This is a genomic window from Saccharothrix sp. NRRL B-16348, assembly GCF_001280085.1.
GTDB lineage: Bacteria > Actinomycetota > Actinomycetes > Mycobacteriales > Pseudonocardiaceae > Actinosynnema.
In genome coordinates, this window is sequence record NZ_LGED01000198.1 from 148,592 (window position 1) to 165,845 (window position 17,254).

General features: G+C 71.1%; 12 protein-coding genes. 4 read left to right on the top strand and 8 right to left on the bottom strand.

The genetic code is table 11. The features are described from left to right. Positions 1-57: 57 nt before the first annotated feature. Positions 58-567 carry a GntR family transcriptional regulator gene (locus ADK67_RS52645; RefSeq protein ID WP_197289546.1) on the top strand — a complete coding sequence of 170 codons (510 nt, stop codon included), beginning with the start codon at positions 58-60 and terminating at the stop codon, positions 565-567. Then, the gene (locus ADK67_RS52650; protein WP_231648287.1) at positions 492-1,028 is read left to right on the top strand and encodes a TetR/AcrR family transcriptional regulator C-terminal domain-containing protein; all 537 of its coding nucleotides are present in this window, start codon (positions 492-494) and stop codon (positions 1,026-1,028) included. Before ADK67_RS52645 ends, ADK67_RS52650 begins: the two co-directional genes overlap by 76 nt. Before the next feature lies 1 nt (position 1,029). On the opposite strand, the gene ADK67_RS20905 is transcribed toward ADK67_RS52650, so the two are convergent. Together ADK67_RS20905 and ADK67_RS20910 are read right to left on the bottom strand one after the other, a co-directional pair. Beyond that, the gene (locus tag ADK67_RS20905) at positions 1,030-3,717 is read right to left on the bottom strand and encodes a hypothetical protein (RefSeq protein WP_157620670.1); all 2,688 of its coding nucleotides are present in this window, start codon (positions 3,715-3,717) and stop codon (positions 1,030-1,032) included. A 165-nt stretch (positions 3,718-3,882) separates the two neighbouring features. Continuing rightward, on the bottom strand, positions 3,883-4,899 hold the full coding sequence (locus ADK67_RS20910; protein ID WP_197289548.1) for a LacI family DNA-binding transcriptional regulator: 1,017 nt from the start codon (positions 4,897-4,899) through the stop codon (positions 3,883-3,885). Positions 4,900-5,316: 417 nt separating this feature from the next. Here ADK67_RS20910 and ADK67_RS20915 point away from each other — a divergent pair, with 417 nt between their 5' ends. Together ADK67_RS20915 and ADK67_RS20920 are read left to right on the top strand one after the other, a co-directional pair. Further along, entirely contained in the window at positions 5,317-8,187 is a 2,871-nt protein-coding gene (locus ADK67_RS20915) for a family 43 glycosylhydrolase (protein ID WP_053718142.1), read from the top strand. A gap of 32 nt (positions 8,188-8,219) precedes the next feature. Then, the gene (locus ADK67_RS20920) at positions 8,220-10,580 is read left to right on the top strand and encodes a family 43 glycosylhydrolase (RefSeq protein ID WP_053718159.1); all 2,361 of its coding nucleotides are present in this window, start codon (positions 8,220-8,222) and stop codon (positions 10,578-10,580) included. A gap of 158 nt (positions 10,581-10,738) precedes the next feature. Here the strand turns inward: ADK67_RS20920 and ADK67_RS20925 are convergent, their stop codons facing one another. The 6 genes from ADK67_RS20925 to ADK67_RS49185 form a co-directional block, all read right to left on the bottom strand. Further along, positions 10,739-12,292: a glycoside hydrolase family 43 protein gene (locus tag ADK67_RS20925; protein WP_053718143.1), complete on the bottom strand. Its 1,554-nt coding sequence runs from the start codon at positions 12,290-12,292 to the stop codon at positions 10,739-10,741. A gap of 43 nt (positions 12,293-12,335) precedes the next feature. After that, entirely contained in the window at positions 12,336-13,181 is an 846-nt protein-coding gene (locus ADK67_RS20930; RefSeq protein WP_053718144.1) for a carbohydrate ABC transporter permease, read from the bottom strand. Further along, positions 13,181-14,134 carry a carbohydrate ABC transporter permease gene (locus ADK67_RS20935; protein WP_053718145.1) on the bottom strand — a complete coding sequence of 318 codons (954 nt, stop codon included), beginning with the start codon at positions 14,132-14,134 and terminating at the stop codon, positions 13,181-13,183. Before ADK67_RS20935 ends, ADK67_RS20930 begins: the two co-directional genes overlap by 1 nt. After that, positions 14,131-15,396, bottom strand: a complete 1,266-nt coding sequence (locus ADK67_RS20940) for an extracellular solute-binding protein (protein ID WP_053718146.1) — start codon at positions 15,394-15,396, stop codon at positions 14,131-14,133. The genes ADK67_RS20935 and ADK67_RS20940 overlap by 4 nt, the downstream gene beginning before the upstream one ends. A gap of 279 nt (positions 15,397-15,675) precedes the next feature. Further along, the gene (locus ADK67_RS20945; RefSeq protein ID WP_082403644.1) at positions 15,676-17,058 is read right to left on the bottom strand and encodes a glycoside hydrolase family 43 protein; all 1,383 of its coding nucleotides are present in this window, start codon (positions 17,056-17,058) and stop codon (positions 15,676-15,678) included. Between the two features lie 86 nt (positions 17,059-17,144). Beyond that, positions 17,145-17,243, bottom strand: a complete 99-nt coding sequence (locus ADK67_RS49185) for a ricin-type beta-trefoil lectin domain protein (RefSeq protein WP_231648288.1) — start codon at positions 17,241-17,243, stop codon at positions 17,145-17,147. Positions 17,244-17,254: the final 11 nt, after the last annotated feature.

Consider the following 17,254-nt stretch of genomic DNA (forward strand, 5'->3'; position numbering starts at 1 on the left):
CTCACCTGCGAGGAAGTGCACTAGTACTGCGAAAAACTGGACTAGTACGATTTCGCCATGTCGTCAGCGCAGCGGCCGGAACCGCCCTACCGGCGGATCGTCGCGGAACTCCGCGCCCGCATCCTGACCGGCGACCTGAAGCCCGGTGACCGGATGCTGTCCACCCGGCAGATCGCCCAGCGGTGGGGCGTGGCGGTCGCGACGGCCACCAGGGTGGTGTCGACCCTCCGCGACGACGGGCTGGTCGAGACGAAGGTCGGCTCCGGCACGGTGATCAGCGCCCGCGAGCAGCCGGCCGACCAGGCGGCGCCGCGGCGGAAGGGCATGCCCCGGCGGGAGTCGACCCGCGAGCACGTCGTGCGCACCGCGATCTCGATCGCCGACGCCGAAGGGCTCGACGCCGTGTCCTGCGACGGCTCGCGGCCGAACTCGGCGTCGGTCCGGTGTCGCTGCACCGGCACGCGGCGACCAAGGACGAGCTGGTGGCGCAGATGGCCGACGAGGTCTTCGGCGAAGCGGAGCCGCCCGCCCGGCCGTCGCGGGGGTGGCGGGCCGACCTGGAGCTGATCGCCCGCCGGCAGTGGCAGCTGTGCCGGCGGCACCTCTGGCTGCCCAGGGCCGTCTCGTTCACCCGCCCGATGCTGGTGCCCAACATGATGGCCCAGACCGAACGGGTCCTGCGCGCGCTCGACGGGCTCGGACTGCCCATGTCGACGCGGATCCGCGAGGCGCTCACGCTGCACTCGCTGGTCATCGCCACCGCCCTGCCGTTGGCGGACGAGGTCGACGCCGAGCAGGAGACCGGCGTGCCGCTGGACCGGTGGTGGTCGGCGCGGCGGGCACGAGCCGAGGAACTCCTCGCGGGCGGGCACTTCCCCTTGCTGGCGACGATCCCGCGTGACGCGACGTCGGACCTGGACGAGCTGTTCGAGTACGGCCTCGCACGCCACCTCGACGGGTTCGCCGCCCTGGTGGCTGATCACGCAGGCGGGCGGGGGCGCGGAACGCACGGGTCCGCGCCCCCGTAGCTCACCGCGCGTTCGGCGGGCTGTCGGTGACCGTGCCGACGACGGTGGCGGCGATCGAGCCCGGTGTGCGCGTCGCGAGGTCGAACCGGATCCGCTCGGCCGGCTCGACTTCCGCGTCGGCCACCGTCAGCACGTGCACGTCCACGCTCACCTGCCCGCGCTGGAAGTAGGCCGTCACCTGCACCCCGGTGCTCGACAACGGCCGGGACGGCAGTGGCTCCTCCTGGAAGACGCGCTGGCGGAACCACGTCTCGTCGACGTCCGTTGTGGACAGTTCGGCCCCTCCCGGCGCGATCGCCCGGCCGATGACCGTGACGTTCGAGTCGGCCGCCGAGGACAGCGTCACCCGAAAGGTCAGCGTGCCGCCCTCGGTGACCTCGCCGATGACCGGGGTGGCGGTGACGGTCGGCTCGGGGTCGTCGTTCGGCACGGTCAGCCGGTCCGTGTAGTGGCCGACGACCGCGCCCCGCACGGCCTTGGCCAGGACCACGCGCTTCGCGCCGAAGCTCCAGCGGGTGTTGCCGGTGACCGTCACCGGGACCTCGACCTCGCGCTGCCCCGGCTCGATCGCCACCAGCAGCTCGGTGTACGCGCCGTCCTCGCCCTGGACGAACATCCGCACGGAGCCCGCGCCGTCACCGGTGACCGAGACCGGGAACCGGACGGTCTGCACGCCCGAGTCGCCTTCCTCGACGGTCAGCGCGCCCACGTCGACGCGCGGCAGCGCCACCGGGCGCGGGTCCGGCAGGCCGGGAGCCCAGCCGTGGGCGTCGATGAGCCACGCCTGCCCGGAACCGCCGTGCGGGACGAGTTCCAGCTCGGCGACGTGCCGCAGGTCGATCCCTCGCGCGGGCAGCGGCACGCGGACCTCCTGCGCCCAGCGGGCGGACAGCCGGTCGGTGGCGGGCAGCCCGTCCAGGCTCACCGTCCCCAGCCGCGCGCGCCGACCGGACGCGTCGGTGACGGCCACGTCGAAGCGGTTGGCCGTGGTGTTCGGCGGCACGGCCAGGCGCAGCGCCAGCTGACGCGACCCGGCCAGGGACACCGGCGCGTCGGGGCGCACGGTCGAGGGCTGACCGTCGGCGGTCCACCGCAGCGCCACGGCGAACCGGCCGGATTCCGGCACCACGCGGTTGAACCGGGTGAAGTGCGGTGACGGGCGGCTGGCCGTCGGGTCGACGCACGCCGCGGCCGGGTCGGCCGAGACCTGCGCGCACACCCGCGCGGACCCGTCCGCCGAAGTCGTCCCGTCGGGCACGACGAACGGGGAACGCGCGCCGCCGACGGCGTGGGCGAGCACGCGCGCCGGGTCGGCCGAGGGCGCGCGGACGCCCGCCCCGTCGAGCAGCGGCAGCACCCGCCGGTCGCCCGCGACGAACAGCCGTGCCGCCGCGGCGATGTAGGTCGCGCCCGCCGTCTGCTGCTGCTCGGCCGTGAGCCGGGTGGCCGTCCCCGGCGAGCACACCGCGTCGGTCCACGTGACGGGGAAGTCGTCGGACGCCGGGGCTTCCGCCTGGCCGGGCGTCCACTCGGTGTTGAAGTAGTTGTGGTTGGCGCCGACGAAGTACAACGCGCTGTGCAGCGCGGTCCCCCGGCTCAGGCCGCGGGTCGCGTCCACGAACAGCTGGCCTTGGAGGTCGGACACGTCGCCGTCGCAGCCGGGCAGGATGGTCGCCGACGGCACGTCCGGCGCGGGGTTGTGCCCGAAGATCGTCGGGCCGATGAGCAGCTGGCCCTTGATGGTCCAGCGCACGGGACCGTCGCCCTGGGACGGGGAGAGGCTGTCGACCGCGGCCCGGTTGACGCCCTCGCCGCCGCGGGAGTGCCCGACCAGGAGCACGTTGCCCAGGTCTGCCACGGGCGCGGCGCGGACGACCTCGGGCGCGGAGCCCCGACCGGCGCCCGCCCAGTCCGCCCACCTGGCCAGGTGGGCGCGGACCAGCGCCGACCGCGCGCCCGCGCCTGCTTCGAAGTCCAACGTGTCGTGGGCGTTGACCGCGTTGGCCGACACGGACACGGTCACGTAGCCCTGCGAGGCGAGCAGCCGCTGCGCCTGGAGGTAGCCGCGGTGGCTCGGCACCGGCTTGGCGGGCGCCGGGCACGGCCACTCCAGCAGCGGCTGGGTGCCGTTGTAGCAGGTGATGTGCCTGCCGTGCAGGAACAACGCCAGCGGTCGCCTGCCCGGCGCGCCGTCCGGCGCGACGACCACGGCCTTCATCTCCAGCGGCACCGGGTAGCCGGGCACCGTGATCGGGTCGATCTCGTACTCCCCGGTGCGCGTGCCGAACGGACCGGGCTTGCCGGGATCGGTGTCGCCGGCGGGGGACAACGCGAGCGGCGCCACGTCCACCGCGGCCGACGGAGGTGCGGGCTCCTCGACGTCCAACCGCCTGCCCGACGCCCGCACCTGGAGCCCGTCGACGTCGTCGACGCCGACCGCGTCCAGGGTGAAGGTGCGCAGGTCCGCGGACGGGCGCGGCACGCCGAGCAGCCGGTCGCCCTCCCAGAACTCGACCGCGGCGCCACCCGGCGGAACCGGGGCGGGCGCCGTCCAAGCAACCCGTGCGCCGCTGACCGTCCAGCCCGACGACGGCGGGTCCGGCGCCTGTCGCGCGTGAGCCGTCGCCGCGACCGGCACGACGAGAGCCGCTGCCACCAACGCGGGTAATAAGAGTCCGATCGAGCGCATGTCAAGTCCCCCTGAATCGCCGACGTCCGAACAGTTCTAGTGGTGTCGGAGAGGGGCTCACAAGCATTGACGAAAATGTTGCGGGCCTTCGGCCACAACACTTCCCGAAAGTACCTGACGCCCGCCGCGCTCGATCGAAAGTTTCGACGTGAACGCGGCCGAGCGTCAAGCCGACGGTGGCCGCACGCTGTCCCGGGGCACGAGCGTCGGGGTGGAGGTGCGCAGCAGCCCGGCGACCGAACTCCCGTCGATCTGCGCCATCAGCAGTTCCAGGGCGTCACGGGCGACGGCGTCGAAGTCCGGCCGGACCGTGGTCAGCGGCGGGATGAAGTACGCCGCCTCGGGCACGTCGTCGAAGCCGACCACGCTCACGTCGTGCGGCACGCGCCTGCCGCGTTCGCTCATCGCCCGCAGGATGCCCAGCGCCAGGTGGTCGTTGGCCGCGAAGATCGCGGTGACCTCCGGCATCCGCGCGAGCATCTGGCCCGTCCGGTAGCCGGACGCGGCGCTCCAGTCGGCGGGCACGATCGGCGGCACCTCCGCGCCCGCGGCCTCCAGCGCCGACCGCCAGCCCTCGATCCGGCCGGCGCTGTCGAACCAGTCCGGCGGACCGGACACGTGCCACACCGTGCGGTGGCCTGCCTCCAGCAGGTGCCGGGTCGCGGCGACGGCGCCCGCCGCCTGGTCGACCGTCACCGTCGGGGTGGCGCGCCGCGCGTCGCCGTCCACCATCACCAGCGGCACGTCGGGTGGCACGGTGTCGACCGCGTCGTGCGCGGAGGTCGTCGGCGCGATGACGACGATGCCCGCCACCCGCTGGTCGCGGTGCCGCTCCAGGGCCTTGGTGATCGACTGGCGGTCCAGCACGTTGGCCCGGTGGGTGGTCACCACGAACCCGGCCAGCGCCGCCGCCTGCTCGAACGCGGCCAGCAACGAGGAGGGCCCGCACAGGGTGGTGTTCTGGGCGACGACGCCGATCAGCTGCGAGCGGCCCGTCACCAGGGCGCGGGCGACCCGGTTCGGGCGGTATCCCAGCTCGTCGATCGCGGCCTGGACCCGCAGGCGCGTCTGCTCCTGGACGTACGGGTGCCCGTTGAGCACGCGCGACACCGTCTGGTGCGAGACCCCGGCGAGCCGGGCGACGTCTGCCATCGCGGGCGCGCCGGATGTCCTGTTCCCCACTACCGTCCCCATCCGCGCAACGCCCGCGCGTGGCGGACGTCGCCGCAAACCACTCGGTCAGTGGATGGTCGTCCGCAACCGAAAGTTTCGTCTTGGCGGCCGATCGACGGTGACCAGCACGTCAATGTAGCCACCTGCCATTTCTCCAGTCAACGCGGGTGGGTGCTAAATGTCCGCGCGCGTTTTTTAGCAGCTACCGGCCGTTGACACCCTTTTGTGTTATCGCTAACACTGACGGCAACGCGAGGTTCACGCCGCCGACTCACGGCCGTTACGGAAGCACCGAAGCCCTCACTGTCATTGGTCGCACACCTTCTGTTAGCGGTCACAGGATCTCGGCCGCGTCTGGAGTCGTCCATGTCCCTGCACGCCCATTCCCGCCCGCGCGCCACACGCCGGAGATTGCGGACCGCCGTCATGACGATCACCCTCATCGGCGCCACCGTCGCCTCGACCAGCCCGGCCCAGGCCGTGGACGGGTGGCGGCCCGCGCCGTCGTACACCTCCACCGACAAGGGGGACGGGACGTACTCGGTCCCGCTGCTCGGCTCGGACGTGCCGGACGTCAGCGTCGAGCGCGTCCCGGCGGCCGAGAACGACGAGGGCCGCGACCTCTACTACATGATCAGCACGACGATGCACCTGAGCCCGGGCGCGCCGATCATGAAGTCGTACGACCTCGTCAACTGGGAGATCGTCAACTACGTCTTCGACCGGTTGGACATCGGCGACTCGTTCTCGCTGCGCAACGGCCAGAACTCGTACGGCCAGGGCCAGTGGGCGTCGTCGCTGCGCTACCACGGCGGCAGGTTCTACGTCGCCTTCAACACCAACAACCTCGGCGGCTCCTACCTCTACAGCACCGACGACATCGAGGACGGCGCGTGGACGCGGCTGCCGCTGGGGCGCGCGTTCCACGACCCGTCGCTGTACTTCGACGAGCGGGACGGCGGCACGCCGTACGTCTTCTACGGGTCGGGGTCGACCAGCGCGGTCAGGTTGAGCGGCGACCTGACCCGGGTGGTGGCGGAGTACCCGGGCATCCTGCGGCCCGCGGACTACCCCGGCTCCCCGTTCCTCGGCGGGTTGTTCGAGGGCGCCCAGGTCCAGTACATCGACGGCCACTACTACGTCGTGATCATCACGTGGCCGCCGGGCCAGGGTCGCCAGGTGGTCCTCTTCCGCTCGCCGTACCTGCTCGGCCGGTACGCGACCGCGGACGGCGGCAACCCGTACGAGGTACGCGGCGCGCTGAACTCGAACGGGTTCGCCCAGGGCAGCCTCGTGCCGATCGCCCGTGACGGCGGCCGGACCGACTGGTACGGCATGTTCTTCCGCGACTCGTTCCCGGTCGGCCGCATCCCGGCGCTCATCCCCGCCACGTGGCAGGACGGCTGGCCGACGTTCGGCGACGACGGCGTGGTGCCGGTGAACGGGGTGTTCGCCAAGCCGATCAGGCTCAGCCCCGCGCTGGAGGCGCTGGAGCGGCAGAAGGGCATCGTCGCCTCCGACGACTTCGCCAACGACGCGCCGCACAAGGCGTACATGGACGAGAAGTGGACCATCCCGGCCCCGCCGGAGGTGGACGAGTCGCTGCTCGGCGTGGAACTGATGCGCAACCCCGGCTTCGAGTCCGGCTCGGTGGCGCCGTGGGCGGGACAGTTCGGGGCGCGGCTCGCCCTGGACGGGACCGATCCGGCCACGGGGTCGACCGCGCTGAGGGTGGGCAACCGCACGGTCAACGGCTCGGGCCCCCAGCAGTCCCTGGACGGGGTGTTGCAGCGCGGCGTCACGTACGCGGTGTCCGCGAAGGTGAAGTACGCCGCGGGCCCGGCGACCGTGCGGTTCAACCTCGTCGCCGACTGGGGCGCGGGTGTGCAGGTGATGGCGGCCGGTGACGTACCGGCCGGCCGGTGGACGACGGTCTCCGGCCGGTTCACCGTGCCGAGCACGGCCGCGACCGACAAGGTGAAGTTCGCGGTGGAGACGCCGTGGGCCAACCCGCAGCCGCCGTCGTCCGCCGTCGAGTACCTGCTCGACGACGTGTCGGTCGTGGGGCAGCCGGTGACCACCGAGCACCCGACCGAGGCGGAGATCGCGCCCAACGGCTCCCGGCTGGGCCTGACCTGGGAGTGGAACCACGCGCCGGACAACCGCCACTGGTCGCTGACCGACCGCGAGGGCTGGTTGCGGCTCACCACCGGCAAGGTCGTCACCGGCGACTACACCTACGCCAAGCTGTCGAACCGCGCCGAGCTGACGTGGTTCGAGGAGGCGCGCAACACGCTGTCGCAGCGCACGTTCGGCCCCAAGGGCTCGGCGGAGACGCGGCTCGACTTCTCCGGGATGGAGGACGGCGACGTCGCGGGCCTGGCGATGTACAACCGCGGCTTCTCCTACGTCGCGGTGAAGCGGGTGGACGGGCGGAACACCCTCGGGGTGGTCAACCGCGTGCAGCCCTTCCCGGCCACGTTCGACCAGGCGGCGGCGGAGCGCTTCGTGCCCGGCACGGAGGTGCCGCTCGGCGACGCCACCGAGGTGCACCTCAAGGGTGACGTGGAGTTCGACTCGCCGACCGGGCAGGGCTGGACGACGTTCTACTACAGCCTGGACGGCCTGGCCTGGCACAAGCTCGGCGATCGCGTCGGTCCGCAGACCCTCGACGGCAGCCTCGCCCACTTCATGGGCCACCGCTGGGGCCTGTTCAACTACGCGACGCGGCAGGCAGGCGGGAACGTCGACTTCGACCACTTCCTGCTCAGCGACACCCTGACGGCGGAGGGCAAGCCGGTCGGCACCGCCGCCCTCGACGCCGCGATCGCGCACGCGCGCACCCTCGACGAGCACCACTACCCCGCCGACGCGTGGGCCGCGATGCGGGCGGCGCTGCGGAAGGCCGAGCAGGCGCGGGCGACGCGGTTGGGCACGCAGAACCAGGTCGACGCGCCGGAACGGGCGCTGAGCCTGGAGCTGGCCCGGCTCGGCGTGGCCCGGTTCCCGGTGGCGGTGTCGGCGTCGGCGCGGACCCGGTGCACAGGACCGAAGGTGTCGCTCACCGTCGAGATCACCAACCACGAAGCGGTCTCGGTGGACGTCACGGTCGACACGCCGTACGGGACGAAGTCGTTCCGCGACGTCGAGCCGGGCCAGACCCGCGCCCACCCGTTCGCGACCCGTGAGCGGGACGTGCCGGCGGGTTCGGCGTCGGTCACCGCGTCCGCGACGGTCGACGGCGAGCCGCGGACGGTCGAGCTCACGGCCCCCTACGAGGCGCGCACCTGCCGGTGAGCGACCACCACGCCCACAACAAGGAGAACCACGTGCACAGACAACGTCCGCCGCGGTCGAGACGGCGCAGAGCCGTCGTCCTCGCCGCCGTCGGCGCCCTGCTCGCCGGTGGCCTCGGGGCCGCACCCGCGGCGACGGCCGCCGAGCCGAACCTCATCGCCAACCCGGGTTTCGAGGACGGCCTGTCCGGGTGGACCGTCAACAGCGGCAACGCGACCGACGGCGCGACCCTGTCACCCACCGGCGACGCCTACTCGGGCGCCGGGGCGGTCGTGGTGACGAACCGCAAGACCACGGGTTCGGGACCGGCCCAGGACCTGGCGGGCAAGGTGCAGGCCGGGAAGACGTACACCGTCACCGCCCGGGTGAAGTACGAGAACCCGGCGAGCCCCGCCACCAAGCAGTTCTTCGTGACCATGCACTACGGCGGCTCGACCTACACCAACCTGGGCACCGGCACCGTGCCGCGCGGGCAGTGGGGCCTGCTCCAGGGCACGTTCACGATCCCGGCCGGCCAGGCGGTCACGACGCCGCGCGTCTTCGTCGAGACGCCGTGGACGGCGGACCCCGCGGCCGCGCCGGCGCTCCACCTGATGGACTTCAAGGTGGACGACGTCACCCTGCGGGAGTTCACCCCGTCGACCACCATCGAGGTGCTCGGCAAGAACCCCGGCGAGGGCAACCCGCTGATCTCCCACAAGTTCGGGGCCGACGGCAACGCCTTCGTGCACGACGGCCGGGTCTACGTGTACATGACCAACGACACCCAGGTGTACAACCCCGGCCCGGACGGGACGTCGCCCACCAACACCTACGGCGGGATCAACACGATCACCGTGATCTCGTCGGACGACCTGGTCAACTGGACCGACCACGGCGAGATCCCGGTGGCCGGGCCGAACGGCCTGGCGAAGTACGCGACGCAGTCGTGGGCGCCCGCGGTCGAGAGCCGGGTGGTCGACGGCAAGGAGCAGTTCTTCCTCTACTTCGCCAACAACGGCGCGGCGACCGGGGTCGTGGTCGGCGACTCGCCCCTGGGCCCGTGGCGCGACGAGCGCGGCAGCCTGCTCATCACCAGCCAGACCCCCGGCGCGTCCGACGGCCGCAACTGGCTGTTCGACCCGGGCGTGTTCATCGACGACGACGGTCAGGGCTACCTGTACTTCGGCGGTGGCGGCAACGACGGCTCCAACTCCTACGAGAACACCAACCACCCGAAGTCGACGCGCGTCGTCAAGCTGGGCGCCGACATGATCAGCACCGACGGCGCGGCGGAGACCATCGACGCCCCGCTGATGTTCGAGGCGGGCCACGTCTTCAAGCGGGACGGCAAGTACTACTACTCCTACTCGTCCAACTTCGGCTTCGGCGGCCCGATCGACCCGAACGGCCCGCCGACCGGCGCCATCGCCTACCTCGTGGCCGACAACCCGATGGGGCCGTGGACGCCCGACAAGTACGCGGGGGTCATCTTCAAGAACCCCGGCAACTACTTCGGCGCCGGCGGCAACAACCACCAGTCCGTCTTCGAGCTGAACGGCGAGCACTACTTCACCTACCACGCGCAGACGCTGAACCGCCGCATCACCGGCGGCGCGACGCAGGGGTTCCGCAGCCCGCACATCGCGAAGCTGGAGTTCAACGCGGACGGCACCATCAAGGAGGTCGTCGGCACCTTCGACGGCGTCGAGCAGATCCGCCACCTCGACCCGTACCGGGTGGTCGAGGCGGAGACCATCGCCTGGCAGCAGGGGTTGGCCACCAAGCGGCTCAACGCGCCGAACGACGTGCCGCAACTGGCTCTGCACGACGTCGACAACGGCGACTGGACGTCGTTGTCGTCGGCGGACTTCGGGTCCGGGACGACCGGTGTGTCGGCGCGCGTCAAGCCGCTCACCGCGGGCACGAGCGTCCAACTCCGCCTGGACGACCGCACCGGCCCCGTCGTCGCCACCATCCCGGTGGACGGGCCGGTCGGCGAGTGGACCGAGGTCGGTACCGAGCTCGACGGTGTCGCGGGGGTGCACGACGTGTACTTCACGTTCGTCGGGCCGGAGGGCCGGGACCTGCTGGAGGTCGACAGCTGGCAGTTCGCCAAGCCGTCGTTGAAGGTCGAGGGCGACGCGGACACCCGGTGCGCCGGGCCGAACGTGAAGCTGACCGTGCGGGTGACCAACAACGAGTCGGCGCCGGTCGACTTCGTCGTCGAGACGCCCTACGGCACGAAGTCGTTCGACGACGTCGAGCCGGGCAAGACCCGGTTCCACCCGTTCACGACGCGGCAGTCGGCCGTGGCCGCGGGCACGGCGGAGGTGACGGCGAAGGCGGTGGTCGACGGGCACGAGGTGTCGACCGCGCTCTCGGTGCCGTACGACGCGCGCACCTGTCGCTGACCGGCGAGGCGGCCCGGGGCTTCCCGGGCCGCCTCCTCGTCGTGCCGGAACTGTCGTCGTAGCGGCGGCGGTTCCACGCTTGGCCCGGACGTGAGACGGACCCGCGGCCGTTCCGACGGTGGTCGGGACGGCCGCGGGTCCGCGGTCGATAACGTTCGTCAGGAACGCTCGGGGTCGTCCAGCGGGCCGTGGTCGAACCAGTCGAACCACGCGGTGCCCTCGGTGGCGTACATGCCGATCACCCGGCCGGTGAACCCGGTGGCCACCTCCGTGGACAGGTACCGGCCGTCCAGCTCGGCCAGCGGCTCCGGGTCCTCGCCGACGTGGAAGGCGAGGTAGTCGGGCGCGGCGACGTGCAGGCCCGACCGCCGCTCCTCACCCTCCGACCACTTCCGGGCCGACCGGGTGGTGATCACCAGGGTCACCGGGCCCTGGACCACGGGACGCGTGGCCACGACCTGGCGCAGCGGTCCGATGCGGGCGATGACACTGGCCTGCCCGTCGGCCACCTCCAAGTCGTAGTGGTGGCCCTCGTCCAGGCGCACCGACAGGCCGGCGCGACCGGCGCCGTGGTCCAGCCGCACCGCGGTGCGGCTCTCCGGGTGCTGCTGGCGTCGGCCGACGAAGGTGCAGCCCGGCTGGTCCAGCGTGGCGCCCGTGGCGTGCAGGGCGAGCCACCCGGGCCGTTCGGCGAGCGACCAGGACCCGTCCGGGCGCGACCGCGGCGAGATCCACACCGGCGCGAGGCCGGGGGTGTCGAAGTCGTCCCGCTGGGGTGCGGCCTCCAGCGGCCGCGCGGCGCCGGGCGCCTGTTCCCTCAACTTCACGGGACCGACAAGCGGCCAGCCGTCCTCCCACCGCACGGGGGTGAGGAACGTTTCCCGGCCCAGCACGTGGAACTTGGGGCTGTACCCGACCGGGCGGGTGGCCAGCAGGACCATCCACCACTCGCCGTCCGGGGTGGTGACGAGGTCGGCGTGGCCGGTGCTCTGGACGGGCTCGCTCGTGCTGCGGTGCGTCAGGACCGGGTTGCCCGGCGCGGATTCCCACGGACCGCGCGGCGAGCGGGCGCGTGCCATGGCCACGGTGTGGCCGCGTTCGGTGCCGCCCTCGGCGATCATCAGGTACCACCACTCCCCGATGCGGTACAGGTGGGGCGCCTCCGGCCACTGCAACCCGGTGCCCGCCCAGGCGGGGAACGGTCCCTCCAGCACCTTCCCCGCCTCGGGGTCGACGCGGGCGACCTGCACGCCGTTGAACGTGGGCCCGTGGGCGCCGGCGAAGGAGCACCAGCAGTTGCCCTCCTCGTCCCACGCCAGGTCGGGGTCGATGCCGGGCAGGTCGATCCACACCGGGTCGGACCAGGGGCCTTCCGGCCGCTCGGCGGTGACGATGAAGTTGCCGCCGTGCGAGACGTTCGTGGTGATCATCCAGAACCGGCCGTCGTGGTGCCGGATCGTGGGCGCGTAGATGCCGTCGGACGCCATCGCGTCGGCCGGCAGCGGCAGCTGGGACGGCCGGTCCAGGACGTTGCCGAGCTGCCGCCAGTTCACCAGGTCGCGGCTGTGGAAGATCGGCACGCCCGGGAAGTACTCGAAGCTCGAGCACACCAGGTAGTAGTCGTCGCCGACCCGGCACACGCTCGGGTCCGGGTGGAACCCAGGGATCACGGGGTTGTCGTAGTACGACACCTCGGACTTCGGTGAGGTCATGGTTTTCCTTGTTGTGCGAGGGCTTCAGCGTTGTGCGGTGACTTCAGCCCTTGAAGGCGCCTTCGAGGATGCCGGCGACCATGCGGCGCCCGACCACGACGAACAGCACGACGAGCGGGATCGTGGCGAGGAACGAGCCGGACATGGCCAGGCCGAGGTCCACGTCGAGGCTGTTCTGGAGTGCCTTGATCGCGATCTGGGCGGTGTAGCGCTCGGGCGACTTGAGCACGATGAACGGCCACAGGAAGTCGTTCCACGCGGTGACGAACCCGAACAGGCCGAGCACGAACGCGGCCGGGCGCACGATCGGGAACGCGATGCGCCAGAACACCTGAGCGGTGCTCGCGCCGTCGATGCGGGCCGCCTGCATCAGCTCGTCGCTGATCGTGGCCGAGATGTGCTGGCGCATCCAGAAGATGCCGAACGCGCTGGCCAGGCCGGGCACGATCAGCGCCTGGAGGGTGTCGACCCAGCCGAGCTGCGTCATGATCATGTACTGCGGGATGACCGAGAGCTGCGTGGGCACCGTCATGGTGAGCACGACGATCACGAACAGCGTGTTGCGGCCGGGGAACTGCAGCTTCGCGAAGGCGAACCCGGCCAGCGAGCACAGCACCGCCTGGCCGACGCCGATCGCGGTCGCCACGGCGAGGCTGTTGAGCAGCGACTGCACGAACGGCACCGTCTCCAGGACCAGGCCCAGGAGGTGGAAGAAGTTGCCGCCGGGCACGACCTCGGGCGGCATCTTCGTCGCGGTCGCCGTGTCGGTGGTGGCGACGATGAACATCCAGTACAGCGGGAACAGGCACGCGGCGGTGGCCGCGGACAGCAGGAGGTAGGTCCACCAGCGGACCCGGCCGGGGCGCCGGCCGCGCGTCGCGGTGCTCATCATCGGTCCGCCTTGATCCGGGTGGACAGCACGAAGTTGATCGCGGCGATCGCCACGACCATGACGAACAGGGCGACCCCGATCGCCGAGCCGTAGCCGAACTCGAACTGCCCGAAACCCTGCTCGTACAGGAACAACGTCAACGTCTGGCACTGGCGCACCGCGCCGCAGGTCAGCCCCGAGCCGGTCAGCAGCGGCTCGGTGAAGATCTGCAGGCCACCGATGGTGGACGTGACCACGGTGAAGATGATCACCGGCCGCAGCGAGGGGATGGTGATGTGCCGGAAGCGCTGCCACGGCCCCGCGCCGTCGATGGCCGCGGCCTCGAAGACCGCCCGCGGCACCGATTGCAGCGAGGCGAGGTAGAGCAGCGTGGTGTAGCCGAACCACCGCCAGGTCACCATCGTGGCGATGAGGACGTGGCTGCCCCACGTGGACTGGACGAAGTCCACCGGATCGATCCCGACCAGCCCGAGCAGCCAGTTGAGCAGCCCGTAGTCGCGGTCGAACAGCTGCGCGAAGACGACCGCGGTCGCCGCCACCGAGGTGATGTAGGGCACCAGCACGGACATCCGGAAGAACAGCGCGAACCGCAGCCGGGCGTGGTTGAGCACGTGCGCCAGCACCAGGGCCAGCAGCAACTGCGGGATGGTGGACAGCGCCCAGATGCTCACCGTGTTGCCCGCGGCGTTCCAGAACCGCGGGTCGGAGAACATGCGGGTGAAGTTGTCCGTGCCGATGAACACCTGGTCGCCGATGGGGTTCCAGTCGAACAGCGCCACGTAGAAGGTGAAGGCGAGCGGGAACAGCCCGAACACCCCGAACAGGACGAAGAACGGGGCGACGTAGGCGTACGGCGACAGGCGCTCGGCGAGCCCCCTGCCTCGCGGCGAGGCAGGGGGCGGCAGTTCGGCCGAAGGCGCCGGGGTGAGCGTGGCGGTCACGGTCGTCACTCGCCGATGGCGGTCTTGATGTTGCTCACGGCGTCGTCCCACGCGGTGGCCGGGTTGCCACCGCCCTGCTCGACGTTGGTGATGGCGTCGAGGAACTCCTGGCCGATGGCGGCGCTGTCCGGGCCGATGTAGAACGGCTTGAGGCCCAGCAGCGAGTCGGTGTAGATCTTGCCGGTCGGCGCGTCGGTGAAGAACGGGTCCTTGCCGTCGGTGAGCTTGGGGTCCTTGTAGACCGACGGGGTCGAGGGCAGCGCGCCGACGCGGGTGAAGTGCTCCAGCTGCCCGGCGGGCGACTGCATCTCCTTGATGTAGTTCCAGGCGGCCTGCGGGTTCTTCGCGCCCTTCGGGATGGCGAGGTAGCTGCCGCCCCAGTTGCCGGAGCCGCCGGGGATCCTGGCGATGTCCCACTTGCCCTTGGTGTCGGGCGCGGTGCTGCGGATGCTGTTGAGCATCCACGACGGCGCGGACACCGCGGCGTACGCGCCCTGGCCCATGCCGGCGCTCCAGGCGCTCTCGAACGACGACTGCCCGGCGGTGATCCCGGAGGTGGCCGCCTTGATGCCGAGGTCGAACGCCGCCTTCACCTGCGGGTTGGTGCTGTAGACCAGCTTGCGGTCCGCGCTGTAGTACTTCTCCGAGACCTGGTTGACCGCCTGGTAGAACACGCTGGTCGCCGCGTTGTCGGTGAACGCCTTGCCGGTGGCCTGCTTGTAGCGCTTGCCGGTCTCGATGAACGCGTCCCACGTCGGCCACAGCGCGCTGACGGCCTCGCGGTCGGTGGGCAGCCCGGCGGCGGCGAACAGGTCGGTCCGGTACGCCACGGCCATGCCGCCGACGTCGGTGGGGACCCCCAGGACCTCACCGTCCTTGGCGACGCTCTGCTTCCACACCCAGTCCAGGTAGTCGCCCTTGATGTCGTCGGCGCCCAGCGTCCTCAGGTCGACGAAGTTCTGCGGCTGGTCCACGAACTGCGGCAGGTTGTCGCCCTGGATCAGCACCAGGTCCGGCACCTTCCCGCCGGCCAGCGCGGTCGTCAGCGACTGGGCGGTCTCGGTCGAGGAGCCCACCTCGGTCAGCTTGATCTGGACGTCCGGGTGCTTCGCCTGGTACGCGTCCACGGTCAGCTTCTGGTTGATGGCGGAGAAGGACCAGAACTCGAAGGACTTGCCGTCCCCTCCCCCGCCGCCGCCCGTGCCGGGTGTGCAGGCGGTGAGCAGAGCCAGGGCCGTGGCGGTGCAGAGCAGGGGCAAGCGGAGTTTCACGACGCTTCTCCAAGGTGTGCGAGAACAGGCGGCACCGCCACCGGCGGTGGGCACCGCAGGCAGGCGATCGCGTGAACCGGGTCGAGTGCCGGGCCGCACCGTGCGACCGAAAGTTTCGCCCTCAACTCCGATTGTTAGCGCTCACGACAGTAAGCTGTGTCACAAGGGCCGTCAAGAACCGTTGTGCCGCCTGCCATCCCCCCGGCCGGACTCGCCTCAGTGGACTCTTCTCGACACACTTTGTGAACGCGAACTATCTAAGCTCGTCGAGCGCGCCGACTAGGCGGTGAACTGCCACCAGTTGAGGTTGAACAAGTAGCCGCTGCCGCCGGTGAAGCGCAGGTAGAGGTCGTGGGTGCCGGTCGCGCCGCTGATCGGGCAGGACACGTTCGCCCAGTTCTGCCAGCCGCCGGTGCCCGAGACGCCGCAGCGCCCCACCACCGGGCCGCTGGAGCTGTCCAGCCGGACCTCGACGGTGCCGCCGGACGTGCCCGAGGCGGCCCGCGCGCTGAACGACCTCGCGCCCGCGCCGAACGCGACGCCCTTGACCTTGACGTAGTCGCCGTTCTCGATCCAGCCGATGTTCATGCCGCCCTCGGAGGACGGTTCGGTCTCGATGCCCGAGCCCCAGGCGATCGTCTCGGCCTCCTGCCGGACGTAGGGGTTGAGCGTGTCCGCCCGCGGTGCGCCGCCCGTGGTCATGTTGATGGTCGGGATGGTGCCGTCGGCGTTGTAGTTGAACCTCTCCACCGCCACGGAACGCGTGAAGCCGCCGCCACCCGGCAGGGCGCCGTTGTGGTAGAAGAAGTACGAGCCGCCCTTGAAGTCGACGATGCCCGCGTGGTTGGTGAAGCTGCCGCCCTGCGTCGGCATGACCGTGCCGCGGTAGGTCCACGGCCCGGTGGGGCTGGGCGCGGTGGAGTAGGCGATGAACTCCGAGCAGCACTTCGCCGCGAACACGTTGTAGTACAGGCCGTTGCGCTTGTAGACCCACGGGCCTTCCTCGTAGAGGGTCGGCCTGGCGGCGTCACCGGTGCGCGAGCCGAACCCCGCCGTGGTGAGCGGGATCTGCGTGACACCGCCCGAGAAGGACGTCATGTCGGCGTTGAGCCGCACGTACCACAGGTTCGGGTTGCCCCAGTACAGGTACGCCTGACCGTTGTCGTCGATGAAGACGCTGGGGTCGATCTCGCCGTTCTCCACCAGCGGCCGGCCGATCGCGTCGCGGAACGGGCCGGTGGGGCTGTCCGCCACGCCGACGCCGATCGCCATCCGGCCGGTCGCCCGGTTCACCACCGGCACGTACCAGTAGAACTTGCCGTTGCGCTCGATCGCCTGCCCGGCCCACGCGTCCTGCTTGGCCCAGGCGAACGTGCCCAGGTTCATCGGCGAACCGTGATCGGTCCAGTTCACCATGTCGGCCGACGACCAGACCCGCCACTCCTTCATCGTGAACCAGGTCGAGCCGTCCTCGTCGTGGCCCGTGTACAGGTACACCCGACCGTTGTGCACCAAAGGCGCCGGATCGGCGGTGTAGATGTGCTGCACGATCGGGTTGTCCGCCTTGGCCATCGCGGGTGCGAGCACGAGGGCGCACAGGATCGCGGTGAGCAGGGCGCCTGCCCGCCGCAGGAGCGCCGAGGACAACGGCGTCGACTTCATGACGAACCTCCAGGAGGAGTACCGGTCGGCGGGTGATGACGGTGCGGGTGATCGGTCCCGGTGCGTCGGTCGGCGGCGGCCGTCCGTCAGACGCGGGTCCACTTCTGGTTGTTCTGGCCGTTGCAGGTCCAGAGGATGAGGGTGGAGCCGTTGGCGGTGGCGGCCTGGTTGACGTCCAGGCACAACCCCGCCTGGG

Coding starts and splice junctions, on each gene's coding strand:
- ADK67_RS52645 (WP_197289546.1), top strand. CDS start 58: ATGTCGTCAGCGCAGCGGCCGGAACCGCCCTACCGGCGGATCGTCGCG.
- ADK67_RS52650 (WP_231648287.1), top strand. CDS start 492: ATGGCCGACGAGGTCTTCGGCGAAGCGGAGCCGCCCGCCCGGCCGTCG.
- ADK67_RS20905 (WP_157620670.1), bottom strand. CDS start 3,717: ATGCGCTCGATCGGACTCTTATTACCCGCGTTGGTGGCAGCGGCTCTC.
- ADK67_RS20915 (WP_053718142.1), top strand. CDS start 5,317: ATGACGATCACCCTCATCGGCGCCACCGTCGCCTCGACCAGCCCGGCC.
- ADK67_RS20925 (WP_053718143.1), bottom strand. CDS start 12,292: ATGACCTCACCGAAGTCCGAGGTGTCGTACTACGACAACCCCGTGATC.
- ADK67_RS20930 (WP_053718144.1), bottom strand. CDS start 13,181: ATGAGCACCGCGACGCGCGGCCGGCGCCCCGGCCGGGTCCGCTGGTGG.
- ADK67_RS20945 (WP_082403644.1), bottom strand. CDS start 17,058: ATGAAGTCGACGCCGTTGTCCTCGGCGCTCCTGCGGCGGGCAGGCGCC.